Source organism: Mucilaginibacter sp. KACC 22063 (assembly GCF_028736115.1).
Lineage (GTDB): Bacteria > Bacteroidota > Bacteroidia > Sphingobacteriales > Sphingobacteriaceae > Mucilaginibacter.
On record NZ_CP117877.1, the window covers coordinates 1672398 to 1692863 of the forward strand.

Annotated in this window: 20 protein-coding genes; 13 read left to right on the forward strand and 7 right to left on the reverse strand. The window is 42.1% G+C overall.

The window, feature by feature from the left end:
- From PQ461_RS07315 to PQ461_RS07325, 3 genes are all read right to left on the reverse strand, one after another.
- Positions 1-1278, reverse strand: coding sequence for an adenylosuccinate synthase (locus PQ461_RS07315; RefSeq protein ID WP_274302817.1), 1278 nt, complete (start codon positions 1276-1278; stop codon positions 1-3).
- A gap of 35 nt (positions 1279-1313) precedes the next feature.
- The gene (locus tag PQ461_RS07320) at positions 1314-1781 is read right to left on the reverse strand and encodes a Fur family transcriptional regulator (protein WP_274302819.1); all 468 of its coding nucleotides are present in this window, start codon (positions 1779-1781) and stop codon (positions 1314-1316) included.
- A 116-nt stretch (positions 1782-1897) separates the two neighbouring features.
- Positions 1898-4120 (reverse strand): RelA/SpoT family protein, encoded by a 2223-nt coding sequence (locus PQ461_RS07325; protein WP_274302823.1) that lies wholly within the window; start codon positions 4118-4120, stop codon positions 1898-1900.
- Between the two features lie 111 nt (positions 4121-4231).
- On the opposite strand from PQ461_RS07325, the gene PQ461_RS07330 reads away from it, so the two are divergent.
- The 5 genes from PQ461_RS07330 (at position 4232) to PQ461_RS07350 (ending at position 8238) form a co-directional block, all read left to right on the forward strand.
- Positions 4232-4843 (forward strand): DUF4294 domain-containing protein, encoded by a 612-nt coding sequence (locus PQ461_RS07330; protein ID WP_274302825.1) that lies wholly within the window; start codon positions 4232-4234, stop codon positions 4841-4843.
- Positions 4844-4852: 9 nt separating this feature from the next.
- On the forward strand, positions 4853-5365 hold the full coding sequence (locus tag PQ461_RS07335; RefSeq protein WP_274302827.1) for a glutathione peroxidase: 513 nt from the start codon (positions 4853-4855) through the stop codon (positions 5363-5365).
- Entirely contained in the window at positions 5362-6084 is a 723-nt protein-coding gene (gene bshB1, locus PQ461_RS07340) for a bacillithiol biosynthesis deacetylase BshB1 (RefSeq protein WP_274302830.1), read from the forward strand. Before PQ461_RS07335 ends, bshB1 begins: the two co-directional genes overlap by 4 nt.
- A gap of 107 nt (positions 6085-6191) precedes the next feature.
- Positions 6192-6749 carry an RNA polymerase sigma factor gene (locus PQ461_RS07345; RefSeq protein ID WP_274302832.1) on the forward strand — a complete coding sequence of 186 codons (558 nt, stop codon included), beginning with the start codon at positions 6192-6194 and terminating at the stop codon, positions 6747-6749.
- Positions 6739-8238, forward strand: coding sequence for a FecR family protein (locus PQ461_RS07350; protein ID WP_274302834.1), 1500 nt, complete (start codon positions 6739-6741; stop codon positions 8236-8238). The genes PQ461_RS07345 and PQ461_RS07350 overlap by 11 nt, the downstream gene beginning before the upstream one ends.
- A 10-nt stretch (positions 8239-8248) precedes the next feature.
- Here PQ461_RS07350 and PQ461_RS07355 read toward each other — a convergent pair whose 3' ends face one another.
- The gene (locus PQ461_RS07355; RefSeq protein ID WP_274302836.1) at positions 8249-9469 is read right to left on the reverse strand and encodes an ABC transporter permease; all 1221 of its coding nucleotides are present in this window, start codon (positions 9467-9469) and stop codon (positions 8249-8251) included.
- Positions 9470-9552: 83 nt separating this feature from the next.
- On the opposite strand from PQ461_RS07355, the gene PQ461_RS07360 reads away from it, so the two are divergent.
- Entirely contained in the window at positions 9553-10785 is a 1233-nt protein-coding gene (locus PQ461_RS07360; RefSeq protein ID WP_274302839.1) for an exo-beta-N-acetylmuramidase NamZ family protein, read from the forward strand.
- A gap of 35 nt (positions 10786-10820) precedes the next feature.
- Positions 10821-11741, forward strand: a complete 921-nt coding sequence (gene fmt, locus PQ461_RS07365) for a methionyl-tRNA formyltransferase (RefSeq protein ID WP_274302841.1) — start codon at positions 10821-10823, stop codon at positions 11739-11741.
- A 52-nt stretch (positions 11742-11793) separates the two neighbouring features.
- Here the strand turns inward: fmt and PQ461_RS07370 are convergent, their stop codons facing one another.
- Complete coding sequence (locus PQ461_RS07370) at positions 11794-12453, reverse strand: hypothetical protein (protein WP_274302844.1); 660 nt, start codon at positions 12451-12453, stop codon at positions 11794-11796.
- Between the two features lie 99 nt (positions 12454-12552).
- On the opposite strand from PQ461_RS07370, the gene PQ461_RS07375 reads away from it, so the two are divergent.
- On the forward strand, positions 12553-13389 hold the full coding sequence (locus tag PQ461_RS07375; protein ID WP_274302846.1) for a DUF3050 domain-containing protein: 837 nt from the start codon (positions 12553-12555) through the stop codon (positions 13387-13389).
- A 70-nt stretch (positions 13390-13459) separates the two neighbouring features.
- Here the strand turns inward: PQ461_RS07375 and PQ461_RS07380 are convergent, their stop codons facing one another.
- The gene (locus PQ461_RS07380) at positions 13460-14296 is read right to left on the reverse strand and encodes an aminotransferase class IV (RefSeq protein WP_274302848.1); all 837 of its coding nucleotides are present in this window, start codon (positions 14294-14296) and stop codon (positions 13460-13462) included.
- 21 nt (positions 14297-14317) lie between these two features.
- Entirely contained in the window at positions 14318-15361 is a 1044-nt protein-coding gene (locus PQ461_RS07385) for an RluA family pseudouridine synthase (protein WP_274302852.1), read from the reverse strand.
- A 119-nt stretch (positions 15362-15480) separates the two neighbouring features.
- Here PQ461_RS07385 and PQ461_RS07390 point away from each other — a divergent pair, with 119 nt between their 5' ends.
- The 5 genes from PQ461_RS07390 to hutH are packed head-to-tail and all read left to right on the forward strand — an operon-like array spanning position 15481 to position 20370.
- Positions 15481-16329 (forward strand): N-acyl homoserine lactonase family protein, encoded by an 849-nt coding sequence (locus tag PQ461_RS07390; RefSeq protein WP_274302854.1) that lies wholly within the window; start codon positions 15481-15483, stop codon positions 16327-16329.
- A gap of 55 nt (positions 16330-16384) precedes the next feature.
- Positions 16385-17458 (forward strand): DUF6588 family protein, encoded by a 1074-nt coding sequence (locus PQ461_RS07395; protein WP_274302855.1) that lies wholly within the window; start codon positions 16385-16387, stop codon positions 17456-17458.
- An 8-nt stretch (positions 17459-17466) separates the two neighbouring features.
- The gene (locus tag PQ461_RS07400; protein ID WP_274302857.1) at positions 17467-18363 is read left to right on the forward strand and encodes a 1-aminocyclopropane-1-carboxylate deaminase/D-cysteine desulfhydrase; all 897 of its coding nucleotides are present in this window, start codon (positions 17467-17469) and stop codon (positions 18361-18363) included.
- Between the two features lie 38 nt (positions 18364-18401).
- A complete protein-coding gene (locus tag PQ461_RS07405) occupies positions 18402-18884 on the forward strand; it encodes a MarR family winged helix-turn-helix transcriptional regulator (RefSeq protein WP_274302858.1) in 483 nt (160 codons plus the stop codon).
- Complete coding sequence (gene hutH / locus PQ461_RS07410; protein ID WP_274302859.1) at positions 18877-20370, forward strand: histidine ammonia-lyase; 1494 nt, start codon at positions 18877-18879, stop codon at positions 20368-20370. The genes PQ461_RS07405 and hutH overlap by 8 nt, the downstream gene beginning before the upstream one ends.
- The last annotated feature ends 96 nt before the right edge of the window (positions 20371-20466 follow it).

The following is a 20466-nucleotide window of genomic DNA, read 5'->3' on the forward strand; positions in this document are numbered from 1 at the left end:
TTAAGCCAAAGTAAGCGTCTGTTTTCTATCGGGGCCTACTGATAAATATTTAACCGGAACGCCCAATTCAGCTTCAAGAAAATCAATGTATGATTTCAGTTTCGCAGGGATTTGTGAAGGCTCAGTTATGCCGGTGATATCCTCGTGCCAGCCATCAATTTCTTTTAATACAGGCTCTGGTTTAATAGAACAGATATCGTAAGGCATATAATCAATCACTTCGCCATTATAGTTGTAGTGCGTGCAGGCATAGATCTTTTCAAATCCGCTTAACACGTCAGCTTTGGTCATTACCAGTTCGGTAACGCCGTTAAGCATAATAGCGTATTTTAATGCAGGCAGATCAATCCAGCCGGTACGGCGTGGGCGACCTGTAGTGGCGCCAAACTCGTGTCCAATTTGACGAAGTTCTTCACCCATCTCATTATCTAATTCGGTAGGGAAGGGGCCACCACCAACACGTGTACAGTAAGCTTTAAATATGCCGATCACTTCACCAATCTGGCGGGGAGCAATACCTAAACCGGTACAAGCACCTGCCGCAGTAGTGTTTGATGAGGTAACAAACGGGTATGAACCAAAGTCGATATCCAGCATAGCGCCCTGTGCACCTTCAGCTAATACTTTTTTACCCTGTTTAAGGTAATCGTTAACTAAGTGCTCAGAATCAACCAGTGGGAATTGTTTGATCACGTCAAGCGCGTCAAAGAAAGCCTGCTCACGTTCTGCAAAATCAACTACCTCGCCATAAAGCGATTGTAGCATTGATTTGTGTTTTTCAACGAGTTTGTTGTAACGATCTTTAAAGTCGGGTAGGGTAATGTCGCCAATTCGCAGGCCGTTACGCCCGGTTTTGTCCATATAAGTAGGGCCAATTCCTTTAAGCGTTGAACCGATTTTACCTTCGCCCATTTTCTTTTCGTTAGCTGCATCAAGCAACTGGTGGGTAGGCAATATCAGATGTGCCTTTTTTGCAATTTGAAGGTTGCGTTTAGCAAGCAAATCGTGTCCGGCATCTTTCAATTTGTCAAGTTCTTTTTTAAGCGTGATCGGGTCTATCACAACGCCATTACCGATAAGGTTCATGGTGTTTTCAAAAAAGATACCTGAAGGTATAGTATTTAAAACGAATTTTTTACCGTCAAATTCAAGCGTGTGGCCAGCATTTGGTCCACCCTGAAAACGGGCAATAAGGTCATAATCTGCGCTTAACACGTCAACGATCTTTCCCTTGCCCTCGTCGCCCCATTGAAGGCCTAATAAAACATCAACAGCCATTTGTTAAAGTGAGTGTGAAATGAAAGGTGGCAAAGTTATACTTTTCTGTCACAGAAACCTTCTTTTAATTTAACACAGTTTCCGTAAAGGTTTAAAGAGTGGTGTTTGATATCGAATTTTAGTAATTCGCCCATCATGCTTTGTATTTGCTGTATGCGCGGATCGCAAAACTCAACTACTTTGCCGCAGTCGATACAAATAATATGATCGTGCTGCTTGTACCCATATGATTTTTCAAACTGCGCCATGTTTTTACCAAACTGGTGTTTGGTAACCAGGTCGCATGATACCAGTAACTCCAGTGTGTTATAAACTGTAGCACGGCTAACACGGTATTTTTTATTTTTCATGTGGATGTACAAAGACTCCACATCAAAATGGTCATTACGTGAATAAATTTCTTCGAGTATGGCAAAACGCTCGGGGGTTTTCCTGAGACTTTTATTTTCGAGATACGCCTCGAAAATTTTTTTAACCATATCTATGGTTTCTTGCTGAGGCATAGTAAGTATTTAACAGGCCAAAGGTAAAAATAATTTAGGGAAATTGTCATTGGTCATCGGTCAATAGTCATTGTTAGAAATATAAGTATTAATGAATATTGCCTAATGACCAATGACTAACTCACCTCCACCGGCGCCGAATCAAATCGGGTAACTCCGGTTATGCCTTTAACCATTTTTAAACGTTTAATTAAATTATCAAGGTGGTCGCGGTCATTTACATACACCATAATGCTGCCTTCAAAAATGCCATTGTCACTATCAACGGTAATAGAACGGATGTTCACTTTAAAATCGTTTGATATAACAGTGGTCAGTTTGTTGATCAGGCCCACATCATCAATACCTGTAATGCGTAAACCAGTCAGGAATGCCAGCTCGTGCTGATTGGTCCAGCGAGCTTTCACCACACGGTAACCGTAGTTTGACATCAGCTTGGTTGCATTAGGGCAATTGGTACGGTGTATCTTAATACCTTCGTTAACGGTAATAAAGCCAAAAACATCATCGCCCGGAATAGGGTTACAGCAGCTGGCAAGCTTGTAATCAATCTTCTGCATATCCTCGCCGATCAGCAGTATATCGCTGTCTTTGGTCTTGATGCTGCGCAGCATGCTTTGCACCTGTTCCTGCTCGATCTTTTCCTGCGGCTTATTTTCAACGCTCTTTTCAGAGGCCAGATAATCTTTCAGGTCCTTCATGTCAATCAGGCCTTTTGCTACATTGTAGAAAAGATCCTGTGTGGAAGGCAGTTTAAAGTAATAGCTAAGCTTATGGATATTTTCAGAGTTATAAGTGATCTTTAGCGATTTTAGTTTACGCTCCAGAATCTCTTTACCATCTTCTGCAATTTTCCGTTTCTCTTCCTTTAGCGCCGATTTAATTTTGGCTTTAGCCTTTGCAGTAACCACAAAGTTTAGCCAGTCTTCTTTAGGGGTTTGCTTGCTGGAGGTGATGATTTCTACCTGGTCGCCGTTTTGTAGCTTATGACTTAACGGTACCAACTTATGATTAACCTTCGCGCCGATACACGTAGCACCTACATCAGAGTGGATTTCAAAAGCAAAGTCCAATGCGGTTGCGTTAACAGGCAACTGCAATAATGCTCCTTTAGGTGTAAAAATGAAAATCTCGTCAGAGAAAAGGTTCATTTTAAAATCATCCAGGAAATCCAATGCATTGGATTCCGGGTTACGCAACATTTCACGCACCTTTTGTATCCATTGGTCAAGCCCGGTATCTGATGACGATTCTTTGTATTTCCAGTGCGCCGCGAAACCCTTTTCTGCAATTTCGTTCATGCGCTTGGTGCGTATCTGTATCTCTACCCATTGTCCACGCGGCCCCATTACGGTAGTGTGCAAAGACTCGTAGCCATTTACTTTAGGTGACGATATCCAGTCGCGCAGGCGGTCGGGGTTAGGGCGGTACAAATCGGTAACTATCGAATAGGCCTTCCAGCAATCTGATTTTTCATTTTCTGGGGTGCTGTCTAAAACAACACGGATGGCAAAAAGATCATATACCTCTTCAAAAGGGATCGCCTTTTTTTTCATCTTATTCCAGATGGAGTGGATGGATTTAGGCCGGCCAAAAACTTCGGCATGTAAACCCTGGCTTTCCAATACCTTTTTTAAAGGGTCAATAAAGTCGCGAATAAAACGCTCGCGTTCGGCCTTTTTCTCGTTAAGCTTATTTTTAATAAACTGGTAAGTTTCGCTTTCCATATATTTCATAGAAAGGTCTTCCAGTTCAGATTTTATAGCATATAAGCCCAGGCGGTGGGCAAGGGGAGCGTACAGGTAAACCGTTTCTGATGATAATTTAAGCTGCTTATCGCGCGGCATAAACTCCATCGTACGCATGTTATGCAGGCGGTCGGCCAGTTTAATCAAAATTACCCTTACATCGTCGGCAAGGGTAAGCAGCATCTTACGGAAGTTCTCGGCCTGTAATGAGCTGTTGGTATCAAATACCCCCGATATTTTAGTAAGCCCGTCAATGATCTTGGCTACCTTTTTGCCGAATTCACGTTCAATATCTTCAAGGGTAACGTCGGTATCTTCAACAACATCATGCAAAAGTGCACATACAATTGAGGTAGTGCCCAATCCAATTTCTTCCGCTGCAATTTGTGCAACCGCTATAGGATGGTATATATAAGGCTCGCCAGATTTACGGCGCATGTCTTTATGGCTCTCAAGCGCCATGTCAAACGCATGCCTGATCAGCTTTTTATCACCCTTTTGCAAAGTAGGTTTACAGGCACGCAGCAAAGCCCTGTATCTTTTCAATATCTCGTTCTTCTCGGCCTCCAGATCTATCACTAATTCTTTCATAGTATATCTACTGCGTATCTCTTTAATAACTAAGTGCTAACACAAAAATTAATTATTAGTTGCTGCATAATGCAACGGAAAAAATTAATTATTTTTGTTAATAGTAAATATATGAAATTTTTGCCGCTTTTAATAGGTTTTTGCTTGCTTGCTTGTGCTGTTTCGGCGCAAAATCCCTTGCCGCATCCTAAGGTTGGTAAAAATGATACTGTAAAGACATACCTCACCGAATACGAGGGCGAGCTTATTCCATGGATTGTAACGCCGGAAGTGGAGATAAGAGACGTCCGCATATTTAAAAGCGAAGCTGACCGCCAGGCTTATTACCGCCTGAAGTATAACGTAATGAAGGTGTTGCCTTATGCCCGTTTTGCAAGTCAGCGTTATCAGAAACTACAACGTGATCTGGCTTTAACAGGCGATAAGAAAAAGCAGAAAGAGCTGGTAAAGGCTTGCGAGACAGAAATTAAAGATCTATTTAACCGCGAAATAAAGAACCTTACCATTAACCAGGGCGAGGTACTGATCAAACTCATCAGCCGGGAAACGGGCACCACTACCTTTGATCTGGCCAAAGATTTAAAAGGCGGTTTGCATGCCTTTATGTACCAGTCTGTAGCACGTATTTTTGGGCACAACCTGAAGGAAGAGTACGATATTACTACAGAACGCGACATCGAAACCATTTTACACCAGGCTGGTTATACCTCATATTTGTACTAATTATATCCAATGGACGCAGGTAATATTTACCGCTTTAATGTAGAAACATTAAACGGTGCCCAACTTAACCTTGCACACTACAAAAACAAAGTTTTACTGATAGTGAATACCGCTTCGCAATGTGGTTTTACCCCGCAAATGAGCGAACTTGTTGAGTTGAAAAAACAATTTGAAGGCCAAGACTTTGAGATACTGGCTTTTCCGTCAAATGATTTTGGAAACCAGGAACCTTTGGAAGGGGAGGCGCTGGGGCAATTTTGCGAACGATTTGATACTAATTTCCCGATGCTTGATAAGATACACGTGAGGGGGCCTTATGCGCATCCTTTATACCAGTTTTTATCTGATAAAAAGCAGAATGGCCGGGTAAATGCATCGCCAAGATGGAATTTTCATAAATACCTGATTGACCGTAATGGCCGCGTGGTTGACTTCTTTTACCCGTTTACCAAGCCTGTATCTTCCAGGATCAGAAAAAAGATAGCACATTTGCTTACAGAAAAGCAATTAACAGCACAATGAAATTAGATATACTGGTTGTTGCAGTACATCCTGACGATGCCGAACTGGGCTGCTCGGGCACAATACTGAAGCATGTTAAAATGGGTTATACCGTAGGCATTGTAGACCTTACCCGTGGCGAGCTGGGTACAAGAGGCTCCGCTGAATTACGTGATAAAGAAGCCGCTAAAGCTGCAAAAATTTTAGGCCTTAGTGTACGTGAAAACCTGGGTTTTCCGGATGGCTTTTTTGAGAATAATAAAGAATATCAGTTAAAGGTGATTGCTGCCATACGTAAGTACCAGCCAGATATTTTGATCACCAACGCTTATCATGACCGCCATCCCGATCATGGCCGTGCAAGCCAATTGGTTCAGGATGCTGCATTTTTGTCGGGTTTAAGGAAAATAGAGACCACGCTTAACGGAGAATTACAAAAAGAGTGGCGTCCGCGCCAGCTTTTGCATTTTATACAGGACCGTTACATAAAACCCGATTTTGTAGTAGATGTAACCGAATACTGGGATGCAAAAATTGCAAGCGTGCTTGCCTATACTTCACAATTTCATCACCCCGATTACCGGGAAAACGAACCACAAACCTATATCTCGTCACCCGAATTTATACAGGTTGTTGAAGCACGCGCACGTGAATACGGTAAAGCAATAGGGGTTAAGTTTGCCGAAGGTTTTACGTCGCGCAGTTTGCTGGGTGTTAATAGTCTTTTTGATTTAGCTTAATCTTAGTAACGCTGCAAAATTAATTTTGGTTGTGATGTATCACTTTGCTTTGCATGTACGTACATGGCAACAAAGAATAAATCGTCAGCCGGGCCAAGTATAAATTAATGCAGAAAAACCATGGCATTGCTGATGATATACTGATCAGTCAATGTAAAAAAGGCAGCCTGAAGCACCAGGAATTGCTATATAAGCAGTTCTATGGCTACGCTATGGGTATAAGTCTGCGTTACAGCTTTAGCCGCGACGATGCATTGGAAGTGGTGAACGATGCCTTTATTAAAGTATTTAATGCCATTGGTAACTATGATAGCAGCAAGGCATTTAAAGGCTGGTTGCGCACAATAGTTGTGAACACAGCTATTGACCGCCGCCGCAAGGACATGAAACATCAGTTTACCACAGAGATAGATGATTCGTTACCCTTGCCAAGTTCGCAAACTACGGTTGACAGGTTAAACGTAAATGATATTTTAAAAATAATGGATGCTCTGCCTGCTGTACAACGTGCCATTTTTAACTTGTACGAGATTGATGGTTACAACCACGAAGAGATTGCCGTAATGCTGGATATACCGGCAAGTTCGTCGAGGGTGTACCTGAGCAGGGCAAAAGAAAAACTTAGAAATTTAATAAATACCGAAGCGCAGCAACATGAACGATAATCTGGATAACGATTTTAAAAACCGCATCCGGGAAGTATTCGACAATTACGAGGATACTTCGGCTGAGGAAGGCTGGCAGCTATTGCGCCAGCGTTTTCCTGAACAGCCGGAAAAAGTACGCCCTATTGCCAGGTGGTGGTACACGGCCGCTGCCATTGTATTGCTGTGTCTTGGCGTTTGGTTATTGCGCCCTCAGCAAGTAATCAACAATCATCAGAACATTTCTAAAAACCAGCCTCAAAATAGTTCAGAAAACAAGAAGGGAAATTCACAAGGCGACAGCCAATCAGCAAATGATGGTACTAATGAAGATCACAATGATCTTTCAAAAAATCAACGTATTGCTGATGGTAGCGCAGGCCAGCATCAACCTGTAATAAAAAACAAAAACAATGATCATCAGCCTGAACGGGTGACCTTTAACACTGAATCATCAGCTACAAACAATAGTGTAACGGAACAAATTGCTGCAGATGTAAACCCTACTCAAAAATCTAATACAGGCAATAATTCAATCGTTCCTACAGTTGGCAATTACTTATCTCAGTCGAAAACTACAGATCAGCAGGCTTCGGTTAAAGAAGACGCTTTAGGAAATGATAAAGCCAAGCTTAATAAAGAGCCTGAAAATAAAATCGCATCGGCCGATGTAAAAGAAAACGACAGCCAGAAACAGTCGGTTGTTCTACAGCCACAAGGTGATGCCGTTTTAAGGATGATGGCCAGTGATAAAGCAAAAGAGAAGGCATCCGGTAAGGATAAGAACACCAGCGAAGTTATTAAACAAAAATCTGTAGTACTGGGCGTATATGCGGCTACCTATGTGAATTATGCAAAAGGAAGTGATAATGCAGTAAATGTAGGTGCAGGGTTTAGCTCTGATTTTAAACTTACAAACAGGCTGAAATTTTCTACGGGTGTAGCTATTGCACAAAACTCGTTAAATTATAACAGCTCAGAAAACATCCCTCAACAAGCTAATGCACGTACCATGAGTTCGGCGGTAGCATCAAACGCCCCGCAGATGTTTTTCTCTTCTAAAGTTGCTACTCCTGTCCCCGTTGTTAAAAACTATAATGCCAGCTTAATAGGTATAGATGTACCACTGAACTTAAAATATCAGTTCGGCAAAAACGGCGATACATTTGTATCTGCCGGTATCAGTTCGGGTACTTTTATAGACGAGAAATATAGCTCTGCTTACAGCTACACTAACAACTATAATCCTTACAGTTTTACAAACTCGGCTACTGCCAACAATGTATCTGAGGTGGAGCAGCAAACAACCACAAGACAGCATTTCAGTACGTTTGACTTTGCTAAAACCTTAAACTTTTCGTTTGGTATGGGCTATCCGCTGGGCAAACGAAACAGGTTGGTGATTGAACCGTTTGTTAAATACCCGCTTGGTGGTGTAGGCCAGCAGGATTTGCGCTTCGGAGCAGGCGGCGTTAACCTGAAATTGAATTTCCAGTCGTCTAAGAAATAATTATTTTTTGCTACTTAAACCTGATCGCACGTACCGGTGTAATGCGGCTTACCAGCATTGACGGAATAATCAGCACGAGCATACAGATTACCAGCGTACCTGCATTCAGAATTAATATATCGGGTAAGGTAAACTTTATCGGCACAAACTTCATATAGTAAGACGCTTGGTCAAGCTTAAAAAAGTGCGTGCTGTATTGAAACCAGCCCAAACCAAGGCTAAACAGATTTCCTAAAACCAAGCCTATGCCAACCAGGTAAGTGGCGTTATAGAGAAAAACTTTCTGTATGGCCCAGTTAGTTGCACCAAATGCTTTGAACATGCCGATCATCGTAGTACGTTCCAGGATCATAATCAGCAATGCCGATATCATATTTATTACAGCTACCAGCAACATCAGTACCAGCATTACCTGTGCATTAACGTCTAATAGACTAAGCCATTCAAAAATGGTGGGATAAGTTTCGTTAACGGTGTATGACCGTAAATTAATGGGCAGTATCTGGGTAACAGACTGCGCATATATGGCAAGTTTATCAAAGTTGTTTACGCGTATTTCGTATCCGCCAATATCGTCTGGTTTCCAGTTGTTTAAACGTTTAATAATGGCTAAGTCTGCAACCACAAATGTTTTATCAACCTCGTCAACGCCACTGTCAAATATGCCGGCAATAGTAAACTTACGCTTGCGTAAAGGCTCCTGTACAAAGTACATGATGAAATCGTCACCTGTTTTAAGCTTTAGGCGGTTAGCGGTATATTTTGATATTAGTATCTGCTTAGATGCAGCAACAGAATCGGCAAAATTGATAACAGTACCGCTTTCCATCACTGATTTAAAAAACGACCAGTCGTAGGTTTTATCAACGCCCTTCATCACTACGCCCTCTATCTCATCATTAGCCCTAATAATCCCAGGCTTTGTGGCAAAAGGCATTACTTTACTAATGTATCCAGCCTTGTCAGCGCGTGCTAAAAATTCCGGGTCATTTTTAAAAGGTGAGTTTTCGTAAGAGTTGTTGTTATCATATTTGATCACCTGCATATCGCCAGAAAATCCCCTGATCTTTGTCTGTATCTCCTGCTTGAACCCATTAACTACAGCTACAGAAAGTATCATCACCCCAAGGCCCAGCATAATACCGATAATCGCTATACGCACAATCAGCTTAGAGAATGTACGTTTAGTTTTAAACGTAATGCGGCCTGCTATGAATGAAGAAAAACTCAACTGCTTATGTTTATTTTGTACTTTCGCAAATATGCGGTTTTGCAGTTAAATACAGCACTGCAACAAATTGTTTGTACTTACCTATGAAAATACCCGTTAAATTTTTGCTTGCGCTTGGTATTATTACCAATGTTGCCTGCGCTCAAAAAATCAATCCAAAAACAAGGACGACTTTAAAATATGATTCGCCGGAGTTTAAGTCTGTACCTGTAACCGGCGCCGATCAAACTAACCTGTACGTGCCCTACCTAAAAGGTAAAAAGGTGGGCATGGTAGTTAACCAAACATCGGTTATCGGTAAAAAGCTTACACCAAGCCCGGATAGCCTTTTAAAGCTGGGTATTACCATCAAGAAGATTTTCGGGCCCGAGCATGGTTTTAGGGGCAATGCCAGCAATGGCGCTACCGTAGGGAATGAAATTGATGCAAAAACAGGTGTGCCCGTGGTTTCGCTTTATGGCAGTAAACACTATAAACCAACCGACGAAGATTTACAGGGCATTGATGAAATGGTATTTGACATGCAGGATGTAGGCGTACGTTTTTACACCTATATATCAACCTTACATTACGTAATGGAAGCCTGTGCCGAGCATAACATTGAACTGTTAATACTCGACCGACCTAACCCTAACGGCTTTTATGTTGACGGACCGGTTTTAGATACCGGCATACATGCTTTTGTAGCGATGCACCCTGTACCCATCGTACACGGCATGACACTGGGCGAATATGCGCAAATGATAAACGGACAAGGCTGGCTGAAAAATCATGTAAAATGTAAACTTAAAATTATTAAGGTAGCTAACTATACACATGATACGCCATATGAGCTACCTGTACATCCGTCGCCTAACTTAAACACTCAGCAATCTATCTTGTTATATCCCGGTATTTGTTTGTTTGAAGGTACAACGCTTAGCCTTGGTCGTGGCACAAGTTTTCCGTTCACGGTTGTTGGCAGCCCTGCTTTAAAAGGCATTTATCCGTTTTCGTTTAAACCGGTAAGCATACCGGGTGTAAGCGATAACCCTCCTTTGAAAGACCAGGTTTGCTACGGCATTGATTATTGCAATTTCGATACTAATGAGATCAGAAAAAACGGCAAACTTAACATAGACTGGTTGATAAGCATGTATAAGGCATACCCGGATAAAGCGCATTTCTTTAATGGCTACTTTACCAGGCTTGCCGGTACAGAGAATTTGCGTAAACAACTTGAAGCCGGTAAGTCTGAACAGGAAATACGCCAGAGCTGGGAACCGGCACTAAGCAATTACAAGCAAATGCGCCAAAAATATTTATTGTATAAATAGTTAACGCTTATCCGTTAGCATAGCTAAGATATTAAATGAGGATAGTTTTTATGGGCACGCCCGAGTTTGCGGTTGCCTCTTTAGAAGCACTGATTGATGCAGGTTGCGAAGTTGTTGGCGTTGTAACCGCGCCCGATAAACCGGCAGGCCGAGGCCAGGTACTGTCAGAGTCTGCTGTTAAAAAGTTTGCCGTTGCCAATCACATCAAAGTTTTGCAGCCCGAAAAGCTGAAAGATCCTGCATTTATAGAAAGCTTACGTGCGCTACGTGCAGATTTACAGGTAGTGGTTGCATTCAGGATGCTGCCCGAAGTTGTTTGGAACATGCCGCCGCTGGGTACCATTAACCTGCATGCTTCTTTACTGCCGCAGTACCGCGGTGCGGCACCTATTAACTGGGCTGTAATTAATGGCGAGAAAGAAAGCGGTGTTACCACCTTTTTGCTAAAGCACGAAATTGATACAGGCAATGTTTTGTTTACTGAGAAAGTAACCATTCCTGAAGATTTTACTGCTGGCGACCTGCACGATAAACTAATGAACAAAGGTGCAGGCCTATTGGTAAAAACGGTAAAAGCAGTGGAAAGCGGTAAATACACAGAGCAGCCACAGGCACAGTTGGCAGAAGGTGTGTCGCTGAAACATGCCCCTAAAATATTTAAAGACGATTGCCGTATAGACTGGAACAATCAGGTTGAACAAATTTATAACCGCATCCGCGGATTAAGTCCATACCCCACTGCATTTACAACGCTTAACGGTAAAACACTTAAAATCTTCAAGGCCGAAAAAGAATCGGGTGAGGTCAATGATGCGCCCGGTAGCTACAGTACCGACGGTAAAACTTACCTGAAATTTGCAGGGACAGATGGCTATGTCAGCTTAACCGACTTGCAGCTGGAAGGCAAAAAGCGGATGGGAGTAGAGGAGTTTTTAAGAGGATATAAAGTTCAATAATTCATTGGTCATTAGTTATCGGTGTTCAGCATCAATGACTAATGACAGCTGACTATTTCACACTATACAATCTGTAAATAAACACAAACATCAGCGATGTAGCTATTGAACCGAAGGTATGCCACAGAAAATGGGTACCCATCGGTAATATAGCCCATCTATCCGCTACCCTGAAAAATAATGCAGCACCAAATGCTAACAGCGCAGTAATTACCAGCCAGGCGTTATGCCCTTTCAGTTTAACAAGCAGTAAGATCAAAGGCAACAGAATCATTAACACCATCATGCCGTAATTAAGGCTGATCATCAGTTGCACATCATAGCCTGTAAATAATTTGCGTACGGCAAATTCCATCCCAATAAAAATGAGCAACGCAAGGAAGCCATAAACCCATTTGCCCAAAACCTTCATCCAGAAATACACACTTGCCATAAGGCACAATAAAGCTATAGGCACCCAATCCATAAAAATAAAAATGTGCCAGCGCCTTAAGCCATGATAAACTGTACTACCGATACAGCCAATAAGTAACAACCAAGTAGCCAAACTAAGGAACACATACTCCCGGCTAAAGCCCTTTAATTTAATTAGCCAGTAAAAAGCCGGTATCAGGAAGAATGCCGAAGTAACCATGTTCCATGGTTCCGGGAAGAAATGATTTAAGTTGGTCTCTGTATATATCAGTCCGTGATCGAGCGGGATCTGGTTCATAGCAGCAATTATTTATTACCGAAAATAGAATGCTGCTTTTAAGAAAAAGTTTGGGGTGCATTAAATCAGCATCAGCAAATCGTCATAAGATACATTTGTATGACAGAGATAGAAAATCCGAAGTACCTTTGCCGCCGTAATTTTATTGTTATGACACAGATCCACCCACGCATTTTAGCCCTTAAAAACGCAATTACACCTTTACGCGAACAGTTAATAGCACACCCGCTTTATGCTCAGATTACATCGCTCGAAGATTTACACGTTTTTATGCAGCATCACGTATTTGCCGTGTGGGATTTTATGTCGTTGCTTAAAGCCTTACAGCGCGCGCTTACTTGCGTTGAAGTACCCTGGATGCCTATAGGTAGTGCCAACACACGCTACCTGATCAATGAAATAGTAACCGGGGAAGAAAGCGATGTTGACGAGCAAGGCAATCGCAGCAGCCATTTTGAGCTTTATCTTAAAACAATGGAACAAGCCGGTGCTGACCATACCGCCATGCATGACTTGCTGGCTGCTTTACAAAATAAACAGACAATAAATGAGGTTTTGCTAACTATTGACATGCCACAGGCAGCAAAAAGCTTTGTGCAGCATACTTTTAATGTTATAGCTACCAACAAACCACATATAGAAGCGGCTGTATTTACTTTCGGGCGCGAAGATCTGATCCCCGGCATGTTTATTAGCATGGTAAAGGAAATCAACAAACAGTTTCCGGGCAAGGTGGACCAGTTTTTATATTACCTGGAAAGGCACATTGAGGTTGACGGCGACCACCACTCGCAGTTAGCTTACCAAATGACAGCCGAACTTTGCGGTGATGATGAAAATAAATGGGCAGAAGCCGAGCAGGCCGTTAAAGAAGCATTACAGCAACGCATTAACCTTTGGAACGGCATCTCAGAAGCTATTGGCACGTTAGTATAATAGTTCATTAGTTCACTTGTCATTAGTCATTGTATCCATTAACATATTAATGAACCATTGAACAAATGAACTACAATTTGTTCAACTCATCAATAAGGGATTTGCTCAACCGGTTGAAGTAACGTTTAACGCCGTAGCCCATTACCCATTGTATACCACGAGTCGCATTGGTTAAAAACACCTCGTCAGCTTCGTACAATATGTTAGGGTTAATTTGTGCTTCGGTAACGGGTAAATCCATTTTAAGCGCAAGATCAATCACTACTTTACGCATTACACCGCTCACACAACCTTCGCTTAATGCGGGTGTATAAAGGTGATTTTTGTACCAGACAAATATGTTTGAGCTAATGGCTTCGCACAAAAAACCATTTTGGTTTAGCAGGAAAGCATCATCAAGTTTATTTTGAGATTTATAGATACCTGCCATTACATACGGCAGCGAATTGCAGGTTTTTAAGTTCGACAGGTAATTTAAAGGCTTAGGCACTTCGGTAAAAATATCCATGATCAGGCCTTTGGTATTTAACTCATAATGCCAGTTATCATAGGGTTCTATTTCCATGCAGTACCCCATTTTATTTTGAACCGGGGTATATAAACCATCCGAATCGCGGTAAACGGTAAGCCTTACCCGTCCGTTTTTAATTTTGTTGCGTACTGCAAGATCAGCGGCTTTTTCTTTCAAAAACCAATCATCAAGCTGCGAGTAGCCTTCTATTTTAAGGCCTTTCATGCCATTCTGTAGGCGGTCGGCGTGCAGGTCGGCAAACATCAGCTGGCCTTTAACCACACGCATACTTTCAAAAATACCATCGCCATATTTAAAAGCGCGGTTAGCCGATGTTAATACAGGGCTGTCTGCTGCTATAAACTCGCCATTGTAATTGATAAACAGAGGTTGCATAGATAAAGGCTAAACGTTTAACTAAGCGTTTTGATCTGATGTAGCGGCAATATATTTTCGCCATTTGTTTAAAACAGACTCAAAGTCCTGTGGTATAGGCGCTTCAAAATGCATATATTTTTTGGTAGCCGGATGCACAAAGCCCAGTGTTTGCGCATGCAGTGCCTGGCGGGGCATCATTTCAAAACAGTTTTCTACAAACTGCTTGTACTTGCCAAAAACGGTGCCTTTCAAAATTTTATCGCCACCATAGGTTGCATCACTAAATAGAGGATGACCTATGTGTTTCATGTGGGCGCGTATCTGGTGCGTGCGGCCGGTTTCCAGCTGGCATTCTATCAGCGTTATATAACCTAAACGCTCCAGTACTTTATAGTGCGTTACAGACCATTTGCCTTTCTCCTCACTATCGTAAATAGCCATTACACGGCGGTCGTTTAAACTCCGGCCAATATAGCCGGTTACGGTTCCGTCTTCTGTTAAATCGCCCCAAACCAAGGCCAGATATTTGCGGGTAATGGTATGGTCAAAAAATTGTTTGGCCAGATAGGTCATCGAACGCTCATTCTTACTGATCAGCAATAAGCCTGACGTATCCTTATCAATACGATGCACTAAGCCCGGGCGGCCATCATTACCCGGCAGTTGCGGCAATTGCTGAAAATGATATACCAATCCGTTTACAAGGGTGCCCGTGTAATTGTTATAACCTGGGTGGACCACCATGCCTGCCGGCTTATTAATTACCAGTACATCATCATCTTCATAAACAATGTTGAGCGGAATGTTTTCAGGATAAACCTCGGTATCGCGCGGCGGATGCGGTAAAACCACCGAGATAATATCATTAGGCTTTACCTTATAGCTGGACTTAACAGTTTTTTGATTAACCAGTACGTTACCCAGCTCAATGGCATTCTGTATACGGTTACGGGTAGCGTTCTCAATGCGGTGCATTAAAAACTTGTCAATCCGCAATAGCGACTGCCCCTTATCTACTACAATCCGAAAGTGCTCATACAAATCCTGCTCTTCATTATCGTATGAGTCTGTTTCCTGTATCATCAGGCAAAAATACTGGTTTTTTAATACTTATAAACTTTCCTGAACATACTTACAAGCATCAGTAACATTTCTCACATTTAGTATGCTTATATTTAAGCCGTAACCTGTTTGCAATAACTATGAAAGCGCTTGTTAAAACGGTAATTGCTTTATTACTACTCTTCCATTGTAACTTAAATGCAAAAGACCTCCCTTATAAGGTTTATGCTGTAAAGTTTGCAACTTCAGGATATCCGTTTACGGCAGCCGATTGGGCTAAAGGTGGTTCAAAATCAGAAAAAGTCAACATCACTTTCTCCTTCTGGCTTATTAAGAGTAATAATAAAAAAATATTAGTTGATGCCGGGTTTGAGTATGATATTGAAGATGCCAAAGAGTTTAAATTAACATCTTATACAAGGCCGGATTCTGCTTTGTTACCGCTGAATATTCATCCCGAAGATATAACAGACGTAATCATCAGCCACCCGCACTGGGATCATATTGACGGTGTGAATTTATTTCCTAAAGCACACTTTTGGATACAAAAAGACGACTACAATTATTTTGTAGGCAAGGCATGGCAAAAGCCGCTTGATATTGGTGGTTTCGCCAAGCGCGATGTGGTAAAGCTTGTAGAATTGAATGTATCAGGGCGTTTAACGCTGGTAAATGGTGACAATAAAGAAATATTTCCGGGCATTCATGTTTACACCGGGTCAAAACATACTTATGGATCCCAGTATGTTCTGGTCAATTCTGCAAACAGAAAAATCATACTGGCATCAGACAATGTATGGATCTATTCAAATTTGGAGTACATGCTACCTGCCGCTCCGGGCGGCACGCTTGATCCGGTTGCCTATGTAAACCAGATGAAAAGAATGAAAAAGATGGTTCCAAGCGATCAATATATCATACCTGGGCATGATGAGCAGGTTTACAAACGATTTCCTCTTATTAAAGATAAAATCGCTGAATTATTGTAAATTAGTAAACAATAAGGAATGAATTTTGCTAATAGTTTGCAGCTAAACTCTTACTATGAAAAAAATCTTCTACTTATCCCTGTTGGGCATTTCGTTCTTTACTGCAAAAAGCGTAAAGGCACAAAGCGGTTTCGATCAGTTAATTAAATCGGGCCCTGCAGATGCTACCAAACTAACCGATGCCTATGCAAAGCCTCTTTTTAAAGGATTAGGTTTAGGCACAAACAGCGGATGGACCAATACCGCACAAACACTTGGGCTTTTACACTTTGATGTACGCTTTACTGCTACTGCGGCTTTTGCGCCATCGTCAGATCAATCTTTTAACGTTACACAGATCGGTTTATCAAACAGTGTAAGGCCAAACAACCCGAATGATGTTATTGCGCCCACCTTTAGCGGTAACACTAAAGCCAACGGCCCGTTAATGAATATTTACGATGATAACGGCAACAAAGTAAGCTCGTTCACCATGCCAAGCGGACAGTTGAAATCGGTAATACCCACACCGCAATTACAGGTAACTGTTGGATTGATCCATAATACCGATGTTACTTTAAGAGCATTGCCTAAAGTAAATGTAAGCGATGATATTGGTTCAGTATCCATGATCGGTTTTGGTATTAAGCACAATATTATGGGAGATATCTTCGGCTCGCGTACTGAGAAGCTGATTCCGTTTGATTTGGCACTGGCATTTAACTACAACAGGCTTAACTATAACAAAAACTTAAATGTACAGCCCGAAAGCGGTGCCTTGCCTGCGGATGCACAACAATCAAATGATTTTAGCAACCAGCACATAACCGGGCATTTAAATAGCTTTTTATTTGAAGCCATCATTTCTAAACAAATCTTATTTTTTACCCCTTACCTTGCAGTTGGTTACAATACTTCTAAAACTAATGTAGCGCTTGAGGGTAATTACCCGATAACAAGTGGCAGCATTTTAAACCAGAAATTTTATACTACTTACAGTAATCCTGTAAACATTGACGAACGCAGTATCAATGGTGTTCGCGCTGATATCGGCTTCCAGATCAAGCTGCCGGTGGTTCGTTTTTATGCTTCTTATGGCCTTGCCGAAAGTTACAGCATGGTAAACGCCGGCATAGGTTTAGGCTTTTAAATAGCTTTATGGTATTTGATTTAGAAATTTTCAGCCCAGTTCAACAGATCAGGCACCCGCTATTTGATGAGAAGGGGCTGAAAGTTTTTGTAAAGCGCGATGATATGATTCACCCGGTGATATCGGGTAATAAATGGCGCAAACTTAAATACTTGCTTGCCGAAGCCAATAAAGGCGGCGAAAATCACCTGGTCACATTCGGCGGCGCCTATTCTAATCATCTGCTGGCCACTTCGGCTGCGGCAGCTACCTTTGGTTTTAAATCTACAGGCTTTGTACGAGGCGAAGATATCCACAACGATTCGTTAATGCTGTGCCGCATGCATGGCATGGAATTGATATTTGTTGACCGTGAAAGCTACCGCAATAAGCCAGCCCTGTTTGACAAGCATTTCGGTAATGATGATAATGCCTTTTATATTGACGAAGGTGGCGCATCTGAAGCCGCAGCCAGAGGTTGCAGCGAACTTATGGATGAGTTGCCCCAAATTTTTGATCATATTTTTTGCGCCTGCGGAACCGGCACTACAGCAGCTGGCATCCTGAATGGAATAATTACACATCAGTTGACCACCATTTTACACGCTGTGCCCGTTTTAAAAAATGGAGGCTTTATTGGCGATGAAATACGGAATTATGCCATTGACCCTAATGCAAATTTTGAACTGCACCTCGATTACCACTTTGGCGGCTACGCCAAAACTACTCCCCAACTGATCAGCTTTGTTAAAGATTTTGTTGCACAAACAGGTATTTTAATAGAGCCTGTTTACACCGGTAAAATGTTTTATGCCCTGTTTGATCAGGTCAGAAAAAATATGTTTAAACCCGGTAGCAGCCTTTTAGCTATTCACACCGGCGGTATAATGGGTTTATTTGGCATGCGCGACAAATTCAACAAATAATTATTGAATTTATATAAGTACTTATATAAATTTGCTTTGTGAATTATTATCAAAGTGCCGGTGTGTTGATCTTAGGCAGCCGTTTCAGGCGGCTTAGCGAGGATTTTCTGTTAGCAGTAAATAATGTTTATCAGCAACTCAATATCGGTTTTGAAGCTGGATGGTTCCCTGCATTTTACCTGCTCGATCATTACAAAGCCATTTCCATTAAACAATTAAGCGAGGCAATGGGCAGCAGTCATCCCGCAGCAAGTCAGTTAGTTACTGCCCTGAAAAAACATGGTTTGGTGGCATCTGTACAACACCCTGATGATGCCAGATCCCAGCAAATAAGTCTTACAGATAAAGGCAAACACTTATTGAAGAAAGTAAAACCAGTATGGCAAGCAATACAATCAGTAGTTGAAAGGCAAACATTCTCTCTTGAAATGGCGGTATTGCCAATGTTATCCTCTTTAGAGGAGAACCTTACCCCCAAAGCACTTACGCAACAAATTATTAATCAGTTAAAACATGGATAAGCTATTTGCATACGGTACAGGCCGCATGAATGTTGACACCTGCCTTGCTATTGCACGCAACCAGATTAAAGGTGTATTAAGTGCGCAGGCAGTTGAAAATATAAAACGCTCAGAAAGCTATGTGGCAGAGATTCTTAATTCAAATACATCTGTTTACGGCATTAATACGGGTTTCGGGCCTTTATGTAATACGAAGATATCTGCTACGGATGCCCGTAAACTGCAAACCAATATTTTAAAAAGCCATAGCGTAGGGGTAGGGGAAGCTGTACCAGTTGAGATTGCCAAGATCATGCTGATTACAAAAGTGCACGCTCTTGCTCAAGGTTATTCAGGTATTGCACTTACTACGCTTGAACGTATCTTATGGCATATCGAACAGGACATTATCCCTGTGGTGCCCGAAAAGGGATCAGTAGGTGCCTCCGGCGACCTTGCGCCTTTGTCGCATTTGTTCCTGCCGCTTATTGGCTTGGGAGAAGTGTTTGAGGATGGCAACCGTGTACCGGCACAGGAGTTATTAGAAAAACACGGGTTATTGCCGCTTGAACTTGGCCCCAAAGAAGGCCTTGCACTTATCAATGGCACACAGTTTATACTGGCATTTGCCGTGCAAGCTGTTGAACGGTTAGATCAACTGCTGCTTACTGCTGATGTGGTAGGCGCCATGTCGCTCGAAGGTTTAATGGGATCAGCAAGCCCCTTTGATGCCCGCCTGCATGAGTTAAGGCCGTTTGAGGGTTGCAAGCAAGTAGCCGCTAATCTTCGCCGCTTGCTGCAAGGTTCACAAATCATGGTGGCCCATGCCGATTGCGACCGTGTGCAGGACCCATACTCGCTGCGTTGTATGCCGCAGGTACATGGTGCATCGCGCAATGCTTGGAAACATCTGAATGACCTGGTTGAAATTGAGCTGAATTCTGTCACCGATAACCCGATCATTTTTAATGCTGATGATACCATAAGCGGAGGCAACTTTCATGGCCAGCCATTGGCTATGGCGCTTGACTATGCCACCATTGCAGCTGCAGAATTAGGCAACATTGCCGACCGCCGCTGTTATCTAATGAATGAAGGTCGTTATGGCTTGCCCAAATTGCTGATACCTGATGCCGGGCTTAATTCGGGTTTAATGATACCGCAATACACCACTGCAGCCTTAGTTACCGAGAATAAAACTCTTTGTTTCCCGGCCAGCGCCGATAGTGTACCAACATCGCTTGGTCAGGAAGACCATGTATCAATGGGCAGTATCAGCGGACGTAAACTGCACAAGGTGCTTGATAATGTGGAGTACATTATGGCCATTGAATTATTATATGCCACACAGGCAATGGAATTCAGGCGGCCGCTAAGGTCATCATCAATACTTGAACGCTGCCATAAAATGGTAAGGGAGCAAGTACCCTTTATTAGCGACGACCGTATTTTTGCCGATGATATTAAACGTTTACATCAACTTATTTTAAGCGGAGATTTGCTGTAACAGCAAAGAGTTTTTACAACAATCTGTAAAAAATTATGCGAACCAATTTGCGCTTTGGTATAAAAGCAAGGTTTAAACAGTTTAAACATATTTTAT